Source organism: Spirosoma pomorum, from assembly GCF_054776615.1.
Genome location: NZ_BAAHBP010000037.1, coordinates 1 through 17026 on the forward strand (window position 1 = coordinate 1; position 17026 = coordinate 17026).

Genomic DNA, 17026 nt, shown 5'->3' on the forward strand with positions numbered 1-17026 from the left:
CTCAGCTGGTGCTGAGCGTGGCGGGTCTACCGGCGGGCTTGAATTTTACGGCTCCGGGTACCATCAGTGGGGTGGCCACAGCGACGGGCGTAAGCACGGTGCAGGTAACGGCTAATGATCCAGGTGGTCTGTCGGCCAGTACCAGCTTCCAGCTGACGGTGACGGGCGGCACGGTGAGTCCGCCGGCGGGCTTTGCCATCAGCGGGGTGACGACAGTGTCTTGTGTGGTGGTGGATGCGGCCCGGGGTCAGCGGCAGGTCACGTTCGTGCCTCAGTACAGTGGTCTCAACGGCCAACCCGTCACCTTCTCGGTGACCAACGAGCTGGCGGCCACCACAGCGGCTGGTCCCTACACGCTACGCTTGTACAGCGACAACCCGGTCATCACGCTAGTGGCCCAGCAGGGCGGGGTGAGCAATACGTTCAGCTACAACTGGCTCTCGGCTTGTGGCTCGAGTCAGGGCCGGATTGGTGTACTAGGTGAGTCGACGCTGCAGGTGCGGGTGCTGGGTAACCCTATCGAGGGGGACGAATTGGTGGTGGAAGTCAGTGGCGTAGCTGGTCAGCGTCTGAGTCTGGACGTGGTTGACGAGCGGGGCTATCCGGCGGCCAAACCCGTTGACGTGGCTGCGGCCCAGTCCTTGGAGCGGGTGGTACTGCGGGTGAGTGGGGCCAGTGGGGTTTATCTGCTACGGGTGAGCACACCTACTCAGCGCCAGACCGTCAAGGTGCTCAAGGCCCACTAATTTAAGTCTGACAGCATGCTGTCATCAAGCCCCGTCCTGGTCATGCCAGTCGACGGGGCTTGTTACTTATAAGGAGTTCACTCATGGCCGATTAGTTTACGTTAGTTATGTAAGAGCTACATTGAATAATCCTGTATAAGTCAATAGCCGAGAGATGAATGATGAGTTTAACAGTAGTGAGTTAGCTCTTTTGGGAGGAACTATACTTGCTGATATGTGAAGAGGCTCAAAAGCAACACAAAAGGGCACGGTTAATACCCGTGCCCTTTTGATAATAAAAGAATAGTGTTAGAAGGCTGAGAAAAACGATTGAAAAACACAACTGCGCTTGCAGGCTTGATTAAAGGTGGAAGCGGCAAACTTTAATAGACTATGCACCTCATGTGTGTGCTCTGTTTATTCTTAAAAAACCAGATAAAGAAAAAAGGCTAATCCGATGAGTAAGAGTTTTTACACTCGTTATCGGATTAGCCTTTTTGCGATTAGAGAGAGCCTCCTACGGGATTCGAACCTGCGACCTACGCATTACGAATGCGTCGCTCTACCAGCTGAGCTAAGGAGGCTTTTTGCCTGTTTTGCGGGTGCAAATATACGAGTCCGGAATTTAATAATGCAAGTATCCGTTCTATTTTTGGTAAATTTGCATCCATGATTTCCATTACGAACCTATCGTACTATCTCGGTAGCCGGGCGCTCTATGAAAATGCCTCGCTGCATATCAAGCCTAACCAGAAAATCGGCCTGATCGGTCTGAACGGAACTGGTAAATCAACGCTGCTTCGAATCATCAATGGTGAGTACCAGGCCGACGGCGGGACAATCTCCAAATCCGGCGACGTAACGATTGGCTTTTTGAACCAGGATTTGCTATCCTATCAGACCGAAGATTCCATTCTATCGGTGGCCATGCAGGCATTTGCCCGGCAGAACGAACTGCAAAAGCAGATTGACGAGCTGTTGCATGAGATGGAAACCAACTACCGCGACGAACTGGTAGACAAACTCGGCAAGGTGCAGGAAGAGTTTGATGCCCTCGACGGGTACACGGTTCAGTCGAAAGCGGAAGAGATTCTTGAAGGACTGGGTTTCCCGACGGATGATCTTCACAAACCCCTGAAAAACTTCTCGGGGGGATGGCGGATGCGGGTGATGCTGGCGAAACTGCTGCTGCAGAAACCATCATTGCTGATGCTTGATGAGCCAACCAACCACTTGGACTTACCATCCATCCAGTGGGTGGAAAAATATATACAATCGTACGAGGGAGCCGTTATTGTGGTTTCCCACGACCGCGATTTCCTGGATAACGTTATCGACGTAACGGTTGAGGTTGCCAACCAGAAACTGAATCCTTACTCGGGTAATTACTCGTTCTACCTGGAAGAGAAAGCGCTGCGGAACGAAATCCAGAAGGGAGCCTACGAAAATCAGCAGGCCAAAATCCGGCAGACAGAACGATTTATTGAGCGTTTTAAAGCGCAGGCTACCAAAGCAAAGCAGGCGCAGAGCCGGGTGAAACAACTAGCCCGCCTGGAGCGCATTGACGATGTCATCGACGAAAATGCCCGGGTGAACTTCCGGTTTAACTTCTCGACCCAGCCCGGTCGGCACGTACTGCAACTGGAGAACGTAACGAAAGCCTACGGTCCGAAACGTATCCTGACGCATACAACCGGTATGCTTGAGCGGGGTGACCACGTTGCCCTGATTGGTGCCAACGGTAAAGGTAAATCAACGCTGTTACGGATCATCGCTGGTACGGAACCTGTTGAGGGCGAACGTCGGCTCGGCCATAACGTATCGTTCAGCTTCTACGCGCAGCACCAGCTTGAATCGCTAAGTCTGGAAGATAGTCTGGTTGAAGAACTGAAATCGGCTAACCCGACCAAAACCGAGGCCGAATTACGTACGGTACTAGGGTGCTTTCTGTTTACGGGTGACGATGTATTTAAGAAAATTCGGGTGTTGTCGGGGGGGGAGAAATCGCGGGTAGCCCTGGCGAAGGTACTTCTCTCGCAGGCTAACTTCCTGCTGCTTGATGAGCCAACCAACCACTTGGACATGCAGTCGGTAAATATCCTGATTCAGGCGCTGCAACAGTATGAAGGCACATACATTGTTGTTTCCCACGATCGCTACTTCGTATCGCAGATCGCGAATAAGATCTGGTATATCGAAGAAGAACAGGTGAAGCAGTATCCAGGTACGTACGACGAGTACGAACAGTGGCAGGAAGACCGGCGTGAGCAAGGATATGTTGCCCCGACCCCCAAAGCGCAGTCTGCTCCGGCTCCCGTTAAGGAAGAGAAACCTGTTGCAAAAGCCTTGGACGATGAACGGCGTGAGTGGCAGAAAACACTGAAGAATCTGACCCGCCAGGCGGAAGAGACCGAAACGCAGATTGATCAGTTGGAAGCGAGGAAGAAAAAGATTGAAGCAGAACTAGCCGATCCTTCTACGTACAACGACAGCAAGAAGATGCAGTCGAAGAACGACGAGTACAAGAAGATTGCACAGCAGCTTGATCAACTCCAGTCGGAGTGGGAGTCTGCCATGCTGGAAGCCGAAAAATGGGAAAAGAAACTGGTCTAAAAAGCCAGCACACAGTATATGAAAACAGCCGGGCTAGTAAGTCCGGCTGTTTTGCTTTTAGGCTGTCTGTTTGGGTAAGCTACCGAAGCTGTACCGCTGGTTGAACGCCTGTGTGACGGTCTTTTTTATGTTTTCGCAGATTGTCTCGAGCGGAAGGTCGTTGGCATCATCCCCGAACGGATTCTCAATTTCCTCAGCAATAATTTCCAGGCTGGCCAGGACGTAAAATACGAACATCACCAGCGGAATAACCAGGTAATCCAACGTAAAGGCATAGCCAAAAGGTAACGTAACGCAGAACATGAATACGAACTTCTTGATGAACGTACTGTACGAAAAAGGAATGGGCGTGTTCTTGATTCGTTCGCAGGCCCCGCAGATATCCATCAATGAAAGGAGCTCCGGGTTGAGCACAAGCATGTGTTCGGGCAGCAAAACGCCCTGGCGTTGCAACGTAGCAACTCGGCCAAAAATAGCCGATGCGATCTGATTTGGAATATGATCGGTCGGATGCAGATCGGTGAAACGAAACGTAGTACTATCCGCAAATTCCTGGGGGAGGGGCCGCTCGCGCAGGTGGTTTTTCAGGGCAAACGCGAAATTAGGAATCATGGTCTGAAAGAACTGCCGGTGCTCAGCCTGATCATCACCGAGCAGTTGGTTAACCTTCAACGCCATATTCCGGGTGTTGTTGACCAGGGACCCCCACAGCCGACGGCCTTCCCACCAGCGATCGTAGGCCGAGTTGGTCCGGAAGACTAGCAGCATGGAAATAACGAAACCCAGCAGGGTATGCATTACCGTGATATGCCGAAGTGGTGACGTGTCGTTTAGTTTGAAGACGTGAATGATCAGAAAAGCAATCAAGAATGAATAGAAGCCAATGGCAAAGAGCGCCAGCGATAGTTGACGTAAGGTGTCGGCCCGGTTGTAGGCAGTAATGAACCGAAACCAATCTTTGGGGTTGTAATCGACCATATAATGGGTTGACGTACGTAGTAACCACGTATTATTGTGGTTGCAGAGAACAGGACAAAGTTAGAGCTCTCTAACAACCTGAACGAAATTCTGTCGTTTACTGAATGTCCATTTTGTAACTGCGTCGACCGAATGACTGTTTTACAACGTTTAGTTTTCCTGTTCTCTTTACTTTCTTCGTCACTGGTCGTCAACGCTCAGCCGATTCAACTGGTTGATCAGGTGATTGATGCCAATATCCAGACCGTGTTGCTGTTTCCTGCGGTGAGCGCTAATACCAGCGATCCGGCCCTAACCCTAAACCCGCCCGTAATATCTCTGGATGAAGGTACCCCGCTACAACTCGAATTCGACGATCTGACAGCGAATTACCGCTCTTTCCGGGCTCGCTTGGTCCATTGCAATGCTGACTGGCAACGGTCGGTACTGAATGATATCGAGTTTACCTACGAATACAACGACAACCCCATCACGGATTACGCGGTGTCGATCAATACCAAGATTCCGTTTTATCACTATCGATTCACGGTGCCCAGAGTGAAGCTGCCCGGCAATTACGTACTAGTCGTTTATGATGAGCGAAACCGCGATAATATTCTGTTCACGCGCCGGTTCATGACGTATCAGAACCTAGTGAACGTGAATGCCGGCGTGCGGATTGCTTCCGATCCCGGCCACCAGTATAGCCACCAGCAGATCGATATGGTAATCAATTATCGGGGCTATCAAATTATTTCGCCCCAGGATGATTTTAAGGTGGTGATTCGCCAGAATTACCGCGATGACCGAACGATTACCGGGTTGCGACCAACGAACGTGCAGGTATTCGATCAGGTGCTGGAATATCGGATCGCGGATCTGAGCAACCTGATGCCGGGCGGTAACGAGTTTCGCTTTTTCGATACGCGCACGGTACTGTCGCGCGCCAACTACATTGATCGAATCGATCGACTGGCAGACCGGAACGTAGCGTATGTACAGGCAGATCAACCGCGTAGTCGGGGAGCTTATATCCAGAGCGACGATTTTAACGGGCAGTTCGTCATCGATCAGCGCGAAACGGGTGACGGAGACATCAACGGTGATTACATCGAAACCGTTTTTACGTTGCGCATCCCTAACCTGGCTGGTGCTGACGTCTTCGTCAATGGCGCCTTTAACTTCTGGCGGCTGGACAACCGAAACAGGATGGAGTTTGATCCCACGGTGGGCGCTTATCGAGCCGCGATTTTACTGAAACAAGGGGTCTACAACTACGACTACGTAATGCAGACAACCGGAAAACCGACTAAGGTTGATGAAGATTACATCGAAGGGAGCTATTCGGCTACGGAAAACGATTACGAGATACTGGTGTACAATCGCCCCCCAGCCGGCCGTGCCGATCAGCTCATTGCCTACCGGCGGATAGGTGTGAACAAACGGAAGTAGGGAAAAAATAGAGACAAAAAAGAAAAGACGTAAGAAGAAAGATACTCCGCGATGGCCTCTTTCTTCTTACGTCTTTTCTCTTTTATGCTTGAATCAGCTTACTACGCGCTGTGCAGGAATTCCATAATGTCGCCGTCCTGGACAACGTATTCTTTACCTTCGACGGATAGCTTACCCGCTTCCCGAACACCCGCTTCGGTTTTGAACTGTTCGAAGTCAGGGAGTTTCATGACCTGCGCCCGGATAAACTTGCGCTCAAAATCGGAGTGAATAACACCCGCGGCCTGAGGAGCTTTCCAGCCTCGGTGGATCGTCCAGGCCCGAACTTCCTTAACCCCCGCCGTGAAGTACGTAATCAGACCCAGCAGTTTGTACGACGCTTTAATCAATTTGCTCAACCCCGATTCCGTGAGGCTGTACTCGCCCAGGAACATCTCCCGTTCTTCAGGATCTTCCATTTCGGCGATCTGCGACTCAATCCCCGCGCTGATAATGATCACCTCGGCTCCTTCGTCTTTAACGGCTTCACGCAGGGCGTCTGAGTAGGCATTGCCGTTCGGCAGCGACCCTTCGTCAACGTTGGCTACGTAGATAACTGGTTTCACCGTCAGCAAGGCGATATCACCAATGGCTGCTTCCTGTTCTTCGGGCGAGACCTGTACCGTGCGGGCACTCTTCCCTGACTCCAGCGTCGTTTTGTACCGCTTCAGAATCTCGAGTTCGGCTTTGGCTTTCGCATCACCTACGCGTGCGGCTTTGTCGATACGCTGGATCTTCTTGTCGACCGATTCCAGATCTTTGAGTTGAAGCTCCGCGTCGATGATTTCCTTATCCGCAATCGGGTTGACTTTCCCTTCAACGTGAACGATGTTCTCGTCTTCGAAGCACCGGATCACATGCACGATGGCGTCTACCTCCCGGATGTTGGCCAGGAATTTATTTCCCAGACCGGCTCCCTGGCTGGCACCTTTAACGAGCCCGGCGATATCCACGAACTCGATGATAGTTGGTACCACCCGCTGGGGTTTTACCAGGCTTTCCAGCGAATTGAGCCGTTCATCAGGAACGGTTACGACGCCCACGTTTGGTTCTATCGTACAGAACGGGTAGTTGGCCGCTTCGGCTTTTCCGCTCGATATCGCATTAAATAACGTCGATTTACCTACGTTCGGCAAACCCACGATTCCACATTGTAAACCCATATGAGAAGGGGCGAAAGAGTGAATGAGTGAAAGAGCGATTCCATCTGGTGTTGTCGCTCTTTCATTCTTTCGCCCTTTCGCTCTTTATATTTTTTCTGCAAAAATACACCCCCGATGGCGGACCGCAAAAAAAGCCTTCGGCGTGAGCCGAGGGCTGAATGGAAAGCGGGTCCGTTTAGTAAATTAACTGACGCGTTGTGTATAGAAAAAGGCGGGCTGATCTACTCCCATTTCAACTCGCTGGCAAAGTCATCGAGCTCATCACGCTCGCGCTGGTCAAACTGCGAGAAATCGACGTGCGGCATCAACTCGGTTTTGACATGGTCGACTGTTTCCTGAAGGGCTGCGATAAACTTACCGAAGTCTTCTTTATACAGGAACATTTTGTGTTTCTCGTACACAAAACCCTCGCCCTGAGGATGTCTTCGGCTCTCGGTAATGGTCAGGTAATAATCATTAGCCCGTGTAGACTTGACGTCGAAGAAGTAAGTCCGTTTGCCTGCCCGAACTCGTTTTGAGTAGATTTTTGCCTGATCTTTTTCGTCCACAATGGGTGAAGTTTAGTGCATTCGCAAACGCTAAAATACAGGCAATAGTATAAGATCAAAAAGAAAATGAGAACTCTTTTTTGACAAAAAGTGTTGGGATAAATCCACAAAGCTGTGGAGGCCATTCTACAGTTTTTCTGATAAATGCTTGGTTATTAGGCTCATTCGGTTTATCTTTGTTTATAGGAATTGCATTTTTTTGGGATTGCAGGTGCGTCAATCATTCTTTATTCACCTGTTTTTTTATTCCTCTTACGTAACCAAAAGCTGTATGAGTTTAATCGTATCCCTTATGCTGTTTTTTAACGGCATGAAGTCGGCGGAGGCTCTCCCGAGCCTCATACAGAAAGGCAAAGCGTCTTTTTACTCCAAAAAATTCAATGGTCGTAAGACCGCCTACGGTGAGCGAGTCGATGCCGAAACTCTAGCAGGAGCCCACCGTTCATTTCCAAAGAACACCCTGGTCGAAGTGACAAATCTCGCCAACCAGCGTTCGGTAATTGTACGAATCAATGATCGGGGACCTTTCTCTAAAGGTCGCGTTATCGATCTGACCCACGCGGCCGCTCGTGCCCTGGGAATGATCTCTTCAGGAGTGGCTAATGTGTCGCTCCGGGTGGTTGGAAAAGGGGAAGCTGTAGCCATGGCCCCCATTGCGAACAGCTTCGACGCGCCCATCGATTACCAACCTATGTTGCAACCTGTGCTTTAACAGTAGTACGAGTAGCTACACGGTAAAACCGCTCAATACGTTCCGGCGTTACGCAATTCTCCGGACGTATTGAGCGGTTCTTTTTTGCCGTAAAGTTGACAAAGGGCAAAAGTTTGGCAAAATTTAGAGAATGAAAGAGCCCTTAAATCTAAGTCAGGTACGTTCGTTCGGGAACGTCGAATTCTTGGCCCGCCAGATGGTCGAAGGATTTATAACGGGGCTGCACAAGTCGCCTTTCCACGGCTTCTCCGTTGAGTTCGCCGAACACCGCTTGTACAACATGGGCGAAACCACGCGCTACATCGACTGGAAGGTGTACGGTAAGACCGAAAAACTGTTCGTCAAACGATACGAGGAGGAAACGAACCTACGTTGTCACCTGCTGATTGATACGTCGTCGTCGATGTATTACCCGGAGGCTGGCTACGGTAAGATGACGTTCAGTGTGATGGCAGCCGCCTGTCTGGCTTATATGCTCCAGCGGCAGAAAGACGCCGTGAGCCTGACCACGTTTGCCGACTCGATTGAGGTTCAAACGCCCATCAAGTCGACACCATCGCATGTCCATAAGCTCTTTACGCAGCTGGATCAGTTGATGCAGCAGCCGAAGCCGTTACGTAAAACGTCAGCGGCTGAGGTGATTCACCAGGTAGCGGAGAAGATTAACAAACGGTCGCTAGTCGTCATCTTCAGTGATATGTTTGAGAATACCGAGAAGTCAGACGCTCTGTTCTCCGCGCTGCAACATCTCCGGCATAACCTACATGAAGTACTGGTTTTTCACGTAACAGATAAAAAGACCGAAGAAGACTTTGCTTTCGACGAGCGCCCGTACGAGTTCGTCGACCTGGAAACGGGCGAGGTTGTGAAAGCACAGCCGAACCAGATTCGGGAGACGTATCAGCAGGCCGTAAAGTCGTATTTCCAGGATCTGAAAATGCGTTGCGGTCAATACAAGATCGATTTCATTGAGGCTGACATTGCACAGGGATTTGACCAAATCCTGACTGCGTACCTGGTAAAGCGGACGAAGATGAAATAAAAAAAAGAGGAGGAAGGAGAAAAGGGAGGAGGGGAGGAAAGGGGCGCGTTTGTTACGTATCCCGTACTTCACTAGCCGTAGCTGTTACTCTTACCTCGAAAAATAAAAAATACGGGCTTTGGCTCGTTGCCTGAAACACAAGAAAATGGAAAGTGAATTTTATCAACTGTCAGCCCGGACGCCCCAGGGAGCCGAACTGTCAATGGCTGATTTTGAAGGCAAGGCGGTGCTGATCGTCAACACGGCTACGAAATGTGGATTAGCACCACAGTTTGAGGGGCTGGAAAGTTTGCACCAGACATACAAAGATCGGGGACTGGTAGTACTGGGTTTCCCCTGCGATCAGTTTCGGGATCAGGAACCGGAGACTAACGAAACGATGGAGCAGGTCTGCAAGATCAACCACGGCGTTACGTTCACGCTGACGGAGAAATGCGACGTCAATGGACCCAATACGCAACCCGTTTTTAAATACCTAAAAAACGAGTTGGGCGGTTTTCTGACCGATGCGATCAAATGGAATTTTACCAAATTCCTGATCGACCGAAACGGGAAGCCTTATAAACGATACGCACCAATCACGAAGCCGGAAGCAATGGAGAAAGATATCCAAAAGTTGCTTCAAGCTTAAAGCGATAGTACTGATCAAACGTGAAGAAGGCTGTGGTTTGCAAACCACAGCCTTCTTCTTTTATTTCTTTACGCTTGCCTTGGCCGTAGCAGGGGCTCGCTGACGTTTCTGGAAGAGGATAAAATCTTCGATCTGTTCGACGGGCAGCTTACGCGCCAGGATTTTTTTGTTCTTGTCGAGGATGTATACCGTAGGCGTTGTCCAGACGTCGTACTGTTTCTGATAGTTGGTTTTGGCGGTGTAATCATAGCCATTAATGGCTTTCCCTAGCTTGAATTCGCGGATAAACTTCTTCCATTCGGCTGGCGTCTGGGCCGTCGCAACAGCGACCACTTCCACACCTTTACCTTTGTAGTCCTCCACGAATTTCTTCAGCTTGGGCGCGCTCTCGCGGCAATGACCGCAGTGCGGATCGAAGAAATAAACGACCGTGTAATCAGCCTTTAGATTGGCCAGCGAGATTGGTCGCCCCAACGTATCACTGACCGTGGGTGGAACCATGACTTTGCCCACCAGCGTCGGCTTGAGCGTCGCGACTCGCTCGCCAATCTGCTTTAGTACCGAAGGATCAGCGATTTCCATCTCTCCCGTGGCGTAGTACTTCTCGAACATATGCACGTACAGGCCGTCCGTTCCCATCACGGTTGGCCGCTCATACTGGCTGGTAATGTACCAGATGACATACGACTTAATGTCTTTAGTCTTACCGGCTTTTGCTTTGCCAACCAGAAAGTCAGCTTCCTTGATAAGCGAGTCAGGTTGCTGGACGGTCAATTCTTTGACGTAGCGTTCGAGTTTACGCTGGAGTACCGGCGACCGGATAAAGCGCTCGTCGGAGAAGTCGAAATCATCCCAGAAGTGTTTCTTGAAGTAATTGAACACCCAGACTGAATCGGGCCGGCCATTAGCGGCTTTGGGCGCGGTAGGAACTTCGGGTTCAGCCGTTGCTTTGAGCAGCTTGACGGCAAATGTACCCGTATTGTCTTTTAGGAACTGCGTGCGGTACGTTTGAGCCTGTTGCTGTAAATCGCTCATTTGCTTCGCGCGGGCGGCTGCATCAAGACTTTTCTGAGTATTCGTAGCCTGAACGCCCTCGTAAAGTTTTCCGAGATGCTGCTGATAGGCGTAAAAGAGTTCATTCTCTTTCGAACCTGTGACTTTCATGTGTTGAATCACATTGGCGGTATCAGTCGAAAATGAAAAGTCCTGATCGCTGTCCAGAATGAATTCAATGTACCGGTTTTTAGGCGCTACCGCGATGTATAATCCCTCTGGTAGTTTGTCGGATGATTCAAACACAAAATTACCGGCTCCGTCGACACGGGCTGTATCCTTAGGAATGTACTGAGTTGGGCCATAATAATGAGCCAGTACGCAGGTAGTATCTTTTAGCCCAGTAATGTGGCCGTTTATTTTCAATCCACCCGACTGGGCGTGAGCAGTCGTGAGCAGAAAGCAGCCCAGGAGGGCAGACAGTAAGAAGGTTTTCATACAAGCAGGTAACTGGTTCGCAGCTGAACAGCAACAAATTTACGCGATTCACAACGGATTTTCATTGGTTAGAAAACGCTGAGGCCCACCTGCCTAGTCTACATGGTAAAAGGAAAAGGGAGAAAAGTCAGGAAACCTTTCGTAGTCTCCGGCTTTTCTCCCTTAGCATCAAACAGCGCCTGTTTACACGCTCAGAATCTTCACCATACGTAGCAGATCTTCGCTGATTGGCTTGGGCAGACGTATTGTGTCTTTGAATGGCGTATAGACCAGTTCGTTATTGACAACGCCCGCCATTACGTTCTTCTCGCCGGCCATCAGACCTTCCAGCGCACCGAGTCCCAGACGACTGGCCAGAATGCGATCGTAAGCGGTTGGAATACCGCCCCGCTGGATGTGTCCCAGCGTCGTCACCCGCATATCGACGCCCTTGCCCACTTCTTCCCGGATCTTCTCAGCGATAACCGTACCGTTACCGGCTTCTTCACCCTCGGCAATAACAATGATCGACGACGATTTCTGGCGGCTCCAGCCTGCTTTTAGCGTTTCAACTACTTCCGATAGAGGGGTCAGCACCTCGGGAACCATAACCAGTTCGGCACCTCCCGCAATACCCGACTGAATCGCAATGTAGCCTGAGTCACGCCCCATTACTTCAATGAAGAAAACCCGGTCGTGCGAGTCAGCGGTATCACGAATCTTATCAATGGCTTCCAGCGCGGTGTTAACGGCTGTGTCAAAGCCAATGGTATGGTCCGTGCCGTACAGATCGTTATCGATCGTACCCGGTGCACCTACGGTTGGAATACCGTATTCATCATAAAAAAGCGTCGCGCCGGTGAACGTACCGTTACCACCAATAGCGATGAGGCCTTCAATACCAAAGCGTTGTAGTTGCTCGTGCGCCTTAGCACGACCTTCCGGCGTCATGAATTCTTTACTACGGGCCGACTTCAGAATGGTTCCTCCCCGCTGTACAATGTTACTGACGGAGTGGGAAGACATCTGAAAAATATCGCCATTTATCATCCCGCTGTACCCCCGGCGGATACCAAATACTTCGATACCGTGATAGACCGCTCCCCGAACAACGGCCCGGATGCAAGCGTTCATACCCGGAGCATCGCCACCCGAGGTGAAAACAGCTATTCGTTTCATAGGTTAAGTCAATTTTTTAGCAAAATTTTATCAAAAAGGCTCAGAGCTGACGGAATAAATCGCGCAAATTTATCCGCATTTCAGAATCTTAAGGCATTCGACAGGCAATTATCCCGTTTCAATGCGATACTTTTCCTGAAGTGACCAGTTTGCCGGTGCAAATTTATCAGGATTGCCGGGTATCAGTCGATACAAGTCGACTTTTAACGCTCAAATTATAAAAACCTTAACCTGACTTTCGTACATAAAACGATCAAATCGCGCTTTTCTCGCCTTTAAACCGGTAATAAATCCTAACGAGGAGCTAACTGTAAACGCCCGCCCGCTCCGTAAGTCAACCGGGCTGCTTTATCAACATACACCCGTAACGCGTTGGCGTGAAAAGCGGCTGGAACGGTGATAACATGCCGCACTTGTACAGCATCGGTTGCCGTCGGAACGCAACCACACGACCATACCGTGGGATCATTCCAGTTGCCATTTCGGAGCAAAACGTAGGGCTGTGCTGTGATGGGATTGAGTGTAAAATCGGTCTGGCACGTAGTTGCCTGATACAGGACGCGCACTTCAGCATCGGACAAGACGCCCCGGTACACGCGTACATCATCGATGGCTCCGTGGAAGAACTGGATGAGCGATTTGGGATTGGGACGTGCCCCGATGCAGGCGCGCAATTCCCCCGAATACGTCAGCGGACCAGGAGGGGTAACCGCGAGTGTCTTAACTCGCTCGCCGTTCAGGTAGAAAATGAACTCGTTCGCGGCACGGATGGCCGTTAAATGAATCCAGACGTCCGTACCAACGGATTGAGTCGTAATGATGGAACCGGGTGTATTATACGAAAAGAAATTCCAGACGGGACCGCCGTAGTCGGGGTTGTTGGCTAAGGTCAGACACTGGCTGGGCTCGCCAAACGAAAAGATGGTGTAGGCGTCCCAGGCGGGAGGTAGCGTAGCTGGTTTCACCCAGGCTGACAGCGTATACGTAGGATTTGTGAAGGGAGCTGCGGGTAAATCGATGAATGAACGCCCGTCGAAAAAATAAGCGCTGTTCGGATTGTCGAATCGATCGTTTGTCAGCGTTGCGCCAACAACGGTGCCGCTATTAGGCCCGAACCCATCCTGGGCGTTTCCCGAAAAGGAATAACAGGCGACTAATTGATTGGCTGCCTGACCAAAACAATACGTAAAGCTGGCACTAAGAAGAAAAGAGAGGAGTAAACGGTAAGCCATTAAGGTAAAGGACAAGTGAAGACTCTAAAAAAATCTATCACTTCTTCATATGCAACTTGCGACATCATAAAATTTAGGAACACTGCCGAAAATAGCTGCTTGACGAAGAGGATTACTCCCGTAAGGCTTCCTTGGCTTCAGTACTGCCAGCTGGCGACTAAGCGCTGAAGTTGGTTTACTGGTAGGGGAGTTGCCGCTTAAAACGCCAGGCTCGCCAACTGATCCGGCCGTGGTTGATGACTGTTGAGAACCAGCCAAAATGCGTAACGAGCACCTTGAACCGGTCGGTTAGTGACCGACGATGTTGTTGAACGGATAAGCCGCCAACCAGGTACTTGCACAGCACAAAGGGGACAAATTGAATTGATCGGGCTTTCTTCAGGCAGCGAATTTCCCAGTCTAGGTCGGCGCTGAGGTTGTTGATGTCGTAGTCCGGCGCCAGACTACGCTTTGCTACAAACGCCTGATGACAGACTTTCATGCCCAGGGCCATATCAGTCCATCTGAGATTTGTTGGGAGTGTGTGGGGCGTTACCACGCTACGCAGACCAACCGGTGAGCCGTCGTTATTGATAAACAGGGCATCGCTGTAATACACATCTGCTTTCGTCTGCTGAATCTGCTCCAGCAAAGCAGCCAGCGTCTCTTCGTCATATATTTCATCACCGGCGTTCATAAACCAGACGTAGTCTCCTGTTGCCAGATGCAGCCCTTTGTTCATCGCGTCATACAACCCTTTGTCCGGCTCCGAAATCCATCGCGTTACGCGCGATTCGTAGCGCCGGACAATGGCCAGCGTACCATCCGTCGAGCCACCGTCAACGATGATGTACTCGTAATCCGTCGCAGTTTGCCGTAGTACACTCTCGATCGTGCGCTCCAGAAAACGTTCGGCGTTGTAGGTGATGGTGATAATGGAGACGGTAGGCATGAACAATGGTGAATGATAGAATGAGTGAATACTGTTTGTCGACTATTCTATCATTCACCACACCGGTGGGCCGGTCATTCTATCGGTCAAAATTCGATTATAAAGCGCAATATGCTGATCCGCAACGACGTCTTCCGAGAAGCGGGCTTCGGCGGACTGGCGGGCGTTCTGACGGAGGTTGGCTGGGTTGGTGTGGATCAATATGAAAGCCAGGCCGTCGGCCAGTTCCTGCGCGGAGCCGACGGCCGCCAGATAGCCATTCTGTTCGTGGTCGATCATTTCGGGAATACCACCCGTTTGGAAACCGACCACGGGCGTACCACAGGCCAGTGACTCGATGACGGTGTTTGGTAGATTATCTTCTAATGATGGGACGACCATCACGTCGGCGGCATTGTAAGCGGCCACAATATCGTCGGTACTCGTCAGGATTCCCAGATGCCGTACGGGGTAGGGTAGTTCATTGAGCAGGTACGATCGTCCTTTGCCAAAAACCAGAATCTCGGGAGTTAAGTCCGGATGCTGCTGGTGCAGTAACGCCAGCGCTTCAGCGAAATAAGTAAAGCCTTTCCGAACGTCTGTTACGTTCGCGCTACCGAACAAAATTCGGGGCTTATTTGTGTCAGCCAGTTCCAGATACGTAGTGGCCTGCTCGCGGTCAACAGGGCAGAAAACGGTCTGGTCGATGGCGTACGGAATGACCGTAAACGGAGCGTCTTTAAGTAATTCACTTTGCTTACCGGCCTGGGCCAGCCAGTGACTCGGGGGCGTAAAATGAATCTGTGCGTTCTGAAAAAGCGCTCGCTTCTTTTCAAAAACCCGGTACGACAAATCATGGGACCCCGGCTTCTTTAAGTAAGGGCAGTTGCCGCAATGTGTCAAAAAATGATCGCAGCCGCGCGAGTAATGGCAGCCGCCGGTAAACGCCCACTGGTCGTGCAGCGTCCAGACCATGGGCTTTCCCAGATCGGCCAGTGCCTGAATGTCGGCCAGCGCCAGGTAGCCAAAATTGATCCAGTGCAGATGCAGTACATCAGCCTGCTGCACGGCGGGGTGAAAGGTTAGATTCGTTCCGAATACGGCGGGCGAAAACTGAAACCGCACGGAGCTGTCTCGCTCGAAGGGTAGAAAATACAGCCGCTCCGCCACAAACCGGCCAAAGGCGGTCTGTTCCGCCAAAATATTATTGGCTAGGTAACTGACCCCCTCGGCTTGTCGATGTTTCTCCTGTCGGTTCGACGTGCCGACAAGCATCGTACTATCGACGCCGTAATTCAGTAGGGCCTGATGCAGCCGCTTGGCGGCTACGGCCGCGCCACCAAAGAGGTGATAGGTGCTCAGGTGCGTAACTCTCACCGGCCCAGCAGTTGGTCAAATTTCTTTACGACTTCGGGCCAGAAGCCAAGTCCAAACATCCGTCCCCAGATGCGCCGACGGGAGTACTTTTCCATCTCCGCAAAGATCGGATCCTGGAAACGGGCTTTGGCTTTCTGCGTCAGAATAAGCGCAAAGCCGTGTTGCTTTAACGTCGTGGCAAAAACCCAACCCAGCAAGAGGTCGCGTTGAGAAAGCAGTCTTTCGTCTGCAAACTGGTTTAGATACGTCATTTCGCCCCAGACTGCGCTGTTCTTCAGCGAGAACAGGACAAACTTCTTGACCAGTAGATTACTGCTGAAACTATCCAGTAGGGCGGGCGTAATGCGGGGCGATCCCTTCGGCAGGAGCTCGGCCAGCCAATGGCTACCCGTTTCGTCCATGTATTGCAGGACCCGAAACAGTTTGTCCTCACCATCGTAGATCGACGCGATGCCCGGCTCGAACTCGGCCGTGAGCACGCGTTTGGCGCGTTCGTCGCCGAGGTCGCGGAACAGCCGCAAGTCCGTTCCCTGCGAGTCGGTCTTGAACCAGTCTACCCGATTAATGTTCAGACTGTCGAGCGTCGATCGGAGGCTGCGCGTCTTAAGTTGTACCACTTTTGTGGGTTCGAACTTGGGCGCAAACGCATACTCCTGAATCAGATCGGGCCGGGGTTTCAGCAGGCTGGAGCAGTGGGGCGAAACAGTCAGGTAGAAATTTCGGGTGTCGGCTTCGGTACCCGTCGGGCTACTTTCCGTAACGATATGGTTGAACGTATATAGCTTCCGAAAGTGGCTGGATTCGCTTTCGACGTAACCAAAATCACGATCGTCGGCATCGAAGGCAATGCAGATGGCGTATTTGGCAAACGATTTCCAGCGGTTATGGAGTTGCCCCGATGCCCCAATATCCACCAGTACGGGTGGTTCAGTTTGAAATTCGGGACGGGAAAGAATCGTATCAATCATGCAGCAGA

15 protein-coding genes and 1 tRNA gene are annotated in these 17026 nt (G+C 51.0%); 6 read left to right on the forward strand and 10 right to left on the reverse strand.

What is annotated here, in order from left to right; all coding sequences use genetic code 11:
• A partial coding sequence (locus ACYVAD_RS21080; protein WP_461141518.1) for an Ig domain-containing protein occupies positions 1-746 on the forward strand: 746 nt, incomplete at its 5' end.
• A gap of 490 nt (positions 747-1236) precedes the next feature.
• Here ACYVAD_RS21080 and ACYVAD_RS21085 read toward each other — a convergent pair.
• Positions 1237-1309: transfer RNA gene (locus ACYVAD_RS21085), tRNA-Thr, on the reverse strand.
• A gap of 85 nt (positions 1310-1394) precedes the next feature.
• On the opposite strand from ACYVAD_RS21085, the gene ACYVAD_RS21090 reads away from it, so the two are divergent.
• A complete protein-coding gene (locus ACYVAD_RS21090; protein WP_461141519.1) occupies positions 1395-3338 on the forward strand; it encodes an ABC-F family ATP-binding cassette domain-containing protein in 1944 nt (647 codons plus the stop codon).
• A gap of 57 nt (positions 3339-3395) precedes the next feature.
• On the opposite strand, the gene ACYVAD_RS21095 is transcribed toward ACYVAD_RS21090, so the two are convergent.
• Positions 3396-4316: a bestrophin family protein gene (locus ACYVAD_RS21095; RefSeq protein WP_461141520.1), complete on the reverse strand. Its 921-nt coding sequence runs from the start codon at positions 4314-4316 to the stop codon at positions 3396-3398.
• Positions 4317-4448: 132 nt separating this feature from the next.
• On the opposite strand from ACYVAD_RS21095, the gene ACYVAD_RS21100 reads away from it, so the two are divergent.
• Positions 4449-5747 carry a type IX secretion system plug protein gene (locus tag ACYVAD_RS21100; protein WP_461141521.1) on the forward strand — a complete coding sequence of 433 codons (1299 nt, stop codon included), beginning with the start codon at positions 4449-4451 and terminating at the stop codon, positions 5745-5747.
• A gap of 101 nt (positions 5748-5848) precedes the next feature.
• Here ACYVAD_RS21100 and ychF read toward each other — a convergent pair whose 3' ends face one another.
• Positions 5849-6949 (reverse strand): redox-regulated ATPase YchF, encoded by a 1101-nt coding sequence (ychF, locus tag ACYVAD_RS21105; RefSeq protein ID WP_461141522.1) that lies wholly within the window; start codon positions 6947-6949, stop codon positions 5849-5851.
• 221 nt (positions 6950-7170) lie between these two features.
• Positions 7171-7497 (reverse strand): DUF3276 family protein, encoded by a 327-nt coding sequence (locus ACYVAD_RS21110; RefSeq protein WP_461141523.1) that lies wholly within the window; start codon positions 7495-7497, stop codon positions 7171-7173.
• A gap of 271 nt (positions 7498-7768) precedes the next feature.
• On the opposite strand from ACYVAD_RS21110, the gene ACYVAD_RS21115 reads away from it, so the two are divergent.
• The 3 genes from ACYVAD_RS21115 (at position 7769) to ACYVAD_RS21125 (ending at position 9882) form a co-directional block, all read left to right on the forward strand.
• Complete coding sequence (locus ACYVAD_RS21115; RefSeq protein ID WP_461141524.1) at positions 7769-8209, forward strand: septal ring lytic transglycosylase RlpA family protein; 441 nt, start codon at positions 7769-7771, stop codon at positions 8207-8209.
• 130 nt (positions 8210-8339) lie between these two features.
• Complete coding sequence (locus ACYVAD_RS21120; protein ID WP_461141525.1) at positions 8340-9251, forward strand: DUF58 domain-containing protein; 912 nt, start codon at positions 8340-8342, stop codon at positions 9249-9251.
• Positions 9252-9396: 145 nt separating this feature from the next.
• On the forward strand, positions 9397-9882 hold the full coding sequence (locus ACYVAD_RS21125; protein ID WP_461141526.1) for a glutathione peroxidase: 486 nt from the start codon (positions 9397-9399) through the stop codon (positions 9880-9882).
• A gap of 60 nt (positions 9883-9942) precedes the next feature.
• Here the strand turns inward: ACYVAD_RS21125 and ACYVAD_RS21130 are convergent, their stop codons facing one another.
• The 6 genes from ACYVAD_RS21130 to ACYVAD_RS21155 form a co-directional block, all read right to left on the reverse strand.
• Positions 9943-11373, reverse strand: a complete 1431-nt coding sequence (locus tag ACYVAD_RS21130) for a thioredoxin-like domain-containing protein (protein WP_461141527.1) — start codon at positions 11371-11373, stop codon at positions 9943-9945.
• 183 nt (positions 11374-11556) lie between these two features.
• Positions 11557-12531, reverse strand: coding sequence for a 6-phosphofructokinase (pfkA, locus tag ACYVAD_RS21135; RefSeq protein WP_176565760.1), 975 nt, complete (start codon positions 12529-12531; stop codon positions 11557-11559).
• Positions 12532-12824: 293 nt separating this feature from the next.
• Positions 12825-13763 carry a LamG domain-containing protein gene (locus ACYVAD_RS21140; RefSeq protein WP_461141528.1) on the reverse strand — a complete coding sequence of 313 codons (939 nt, stop codon included), beginning with the start codon at positions 13761-13763 and terminating at the stop codon, positions 12825-12827.
• 175 nt (positions 13764-13938) lie between these two features.
• Positions 13939-14694, reverse strand: coding sequence for a glycosyltransferase family 2 protein (locus ACYVAD_RS21145; protein WP_461141529.1), 756 nt, complete (start codon positions 14692-14694; stop codon positions 13939-13941).
• Positions 14695-14748: 54 nt separating this feature from the next.
• Entirely contained in the window at positions 14749-16050 is a 1302-nt protein-coding gene (locus ACYVAD_RS21150; RefSeq protein WP_461141530.1) for a glycosyltransferase family 4 protein, read from the reverse strand.
• Positions 16047-17018: a hypothetical protein gene (locus tag ACYVAD_RS21155; protein ID WP_461141531.1), complete on the reverse strand. Its 972-nt coding sequence runs from the start codon at positions 17016-17018 to the stop codon at positions 16047-16049. The genes ACYVAD_RS21150 and ACYVAD_RS21155 overlap by 4 nt, the downstream gene beginning before the upstream one ends.
• Between the last annotated feature and the right edge of the window lie 8 nt (positions 17019-17026).

What these genes read in the sequence shown, in the direction of transcription:
- ychF (WP_461141522.1), bottom strand. Translation starts at nt 6,949, where the DNA reads ATGGGTTTACAATGTGGAATCGTGGGTTTGCCGAACGTAGGTAAATCG.
- ACYVAD_RS21120 (WP_461141525.1), top strand. Translation starts at nt 8,340, where the DNA reads ATGAAAGAGCCCTTAAATCTAAGTCAGGTACGTTCGTTCGGGAACGTC.
- ACYVAD_RS21145 (WP_461141529.1), bottom strand. Translation starts at nt 14,694, where the DNA reads ATGCCTACCGTCTCCATTATCACCATCACCTACAACGCCGAACGTTTT.
- ACYVAD_RS21115 (WP_461141524.1), top strand. Translation starts at nt 7,769, where the DNA reads ATGAGTTTAATCGTATCCCTTATGCTGTTTTTTAACGGCATGAAGTCG.
- ACYVAD_RS21130 (WP_461141527.1), bottom strand. Translation starts at nt 11,373, where the DNA reads ATGAAAACCTTCTTACTGTCTGCCCTCCTGGGCTGCTTTCTGCTCACG.
- pfkA (WP_176565760.1), bottom strand. Translation starts at nt 12,531, where the DNA reads ATGAAACGAATAGCTGTTTTCACCTCGGGTGGCGATGCTCCGGGTATG.
- ACYVAD_RS21100 (WP_461141521.1), top strand. Translation starts at nt 4,449, where the DNA reads ATGACTGTTTTACAACGTTTAGTTTTCCTGTTCTCTTTACTTTCTTCG.
- ACYVAD_RS21095 (WP_461141520.1), bottom strand. Translation starts at nt 4,316, where the DNA reads ATGGTCGATTACAACCCCAAAGATTGGTTTCGGTTCATTACTGCCTAC.
- ACYVAD_RS21140 (WP_461141528.1), bottom strand. Translation starts at nt 13,763, where the DNA reads ATGGCTTACCGTTTACTCCTCTCTTTTCTTCTTAGTGCCAGCTTTACG.
- ACYVAD_RS21155 (WP_461141531.1), bottom strand. Translation starts at nt 17,018, where the DNA reads ATGATTGATACGATTCTTTCCCGTCCCGAATTTCAAACTGAACCACCC.
- ACYVAD_RS21090 (WP_461141519.1), top strand. Translation starts at nt 1,395, where the DNA reads ATGATTTCCATTACGAACCTATCGTACTATCTCGGTAGCCGGGCGCTC.
- ACYVAD_RS21125 (WP_461141526.1), top strand. Translation starts at nt 9,397, where the DNA reads ATGGAAAGTGAATTTTATCAACTGTCAGCCCGGACGCCCCAGGGAGCC.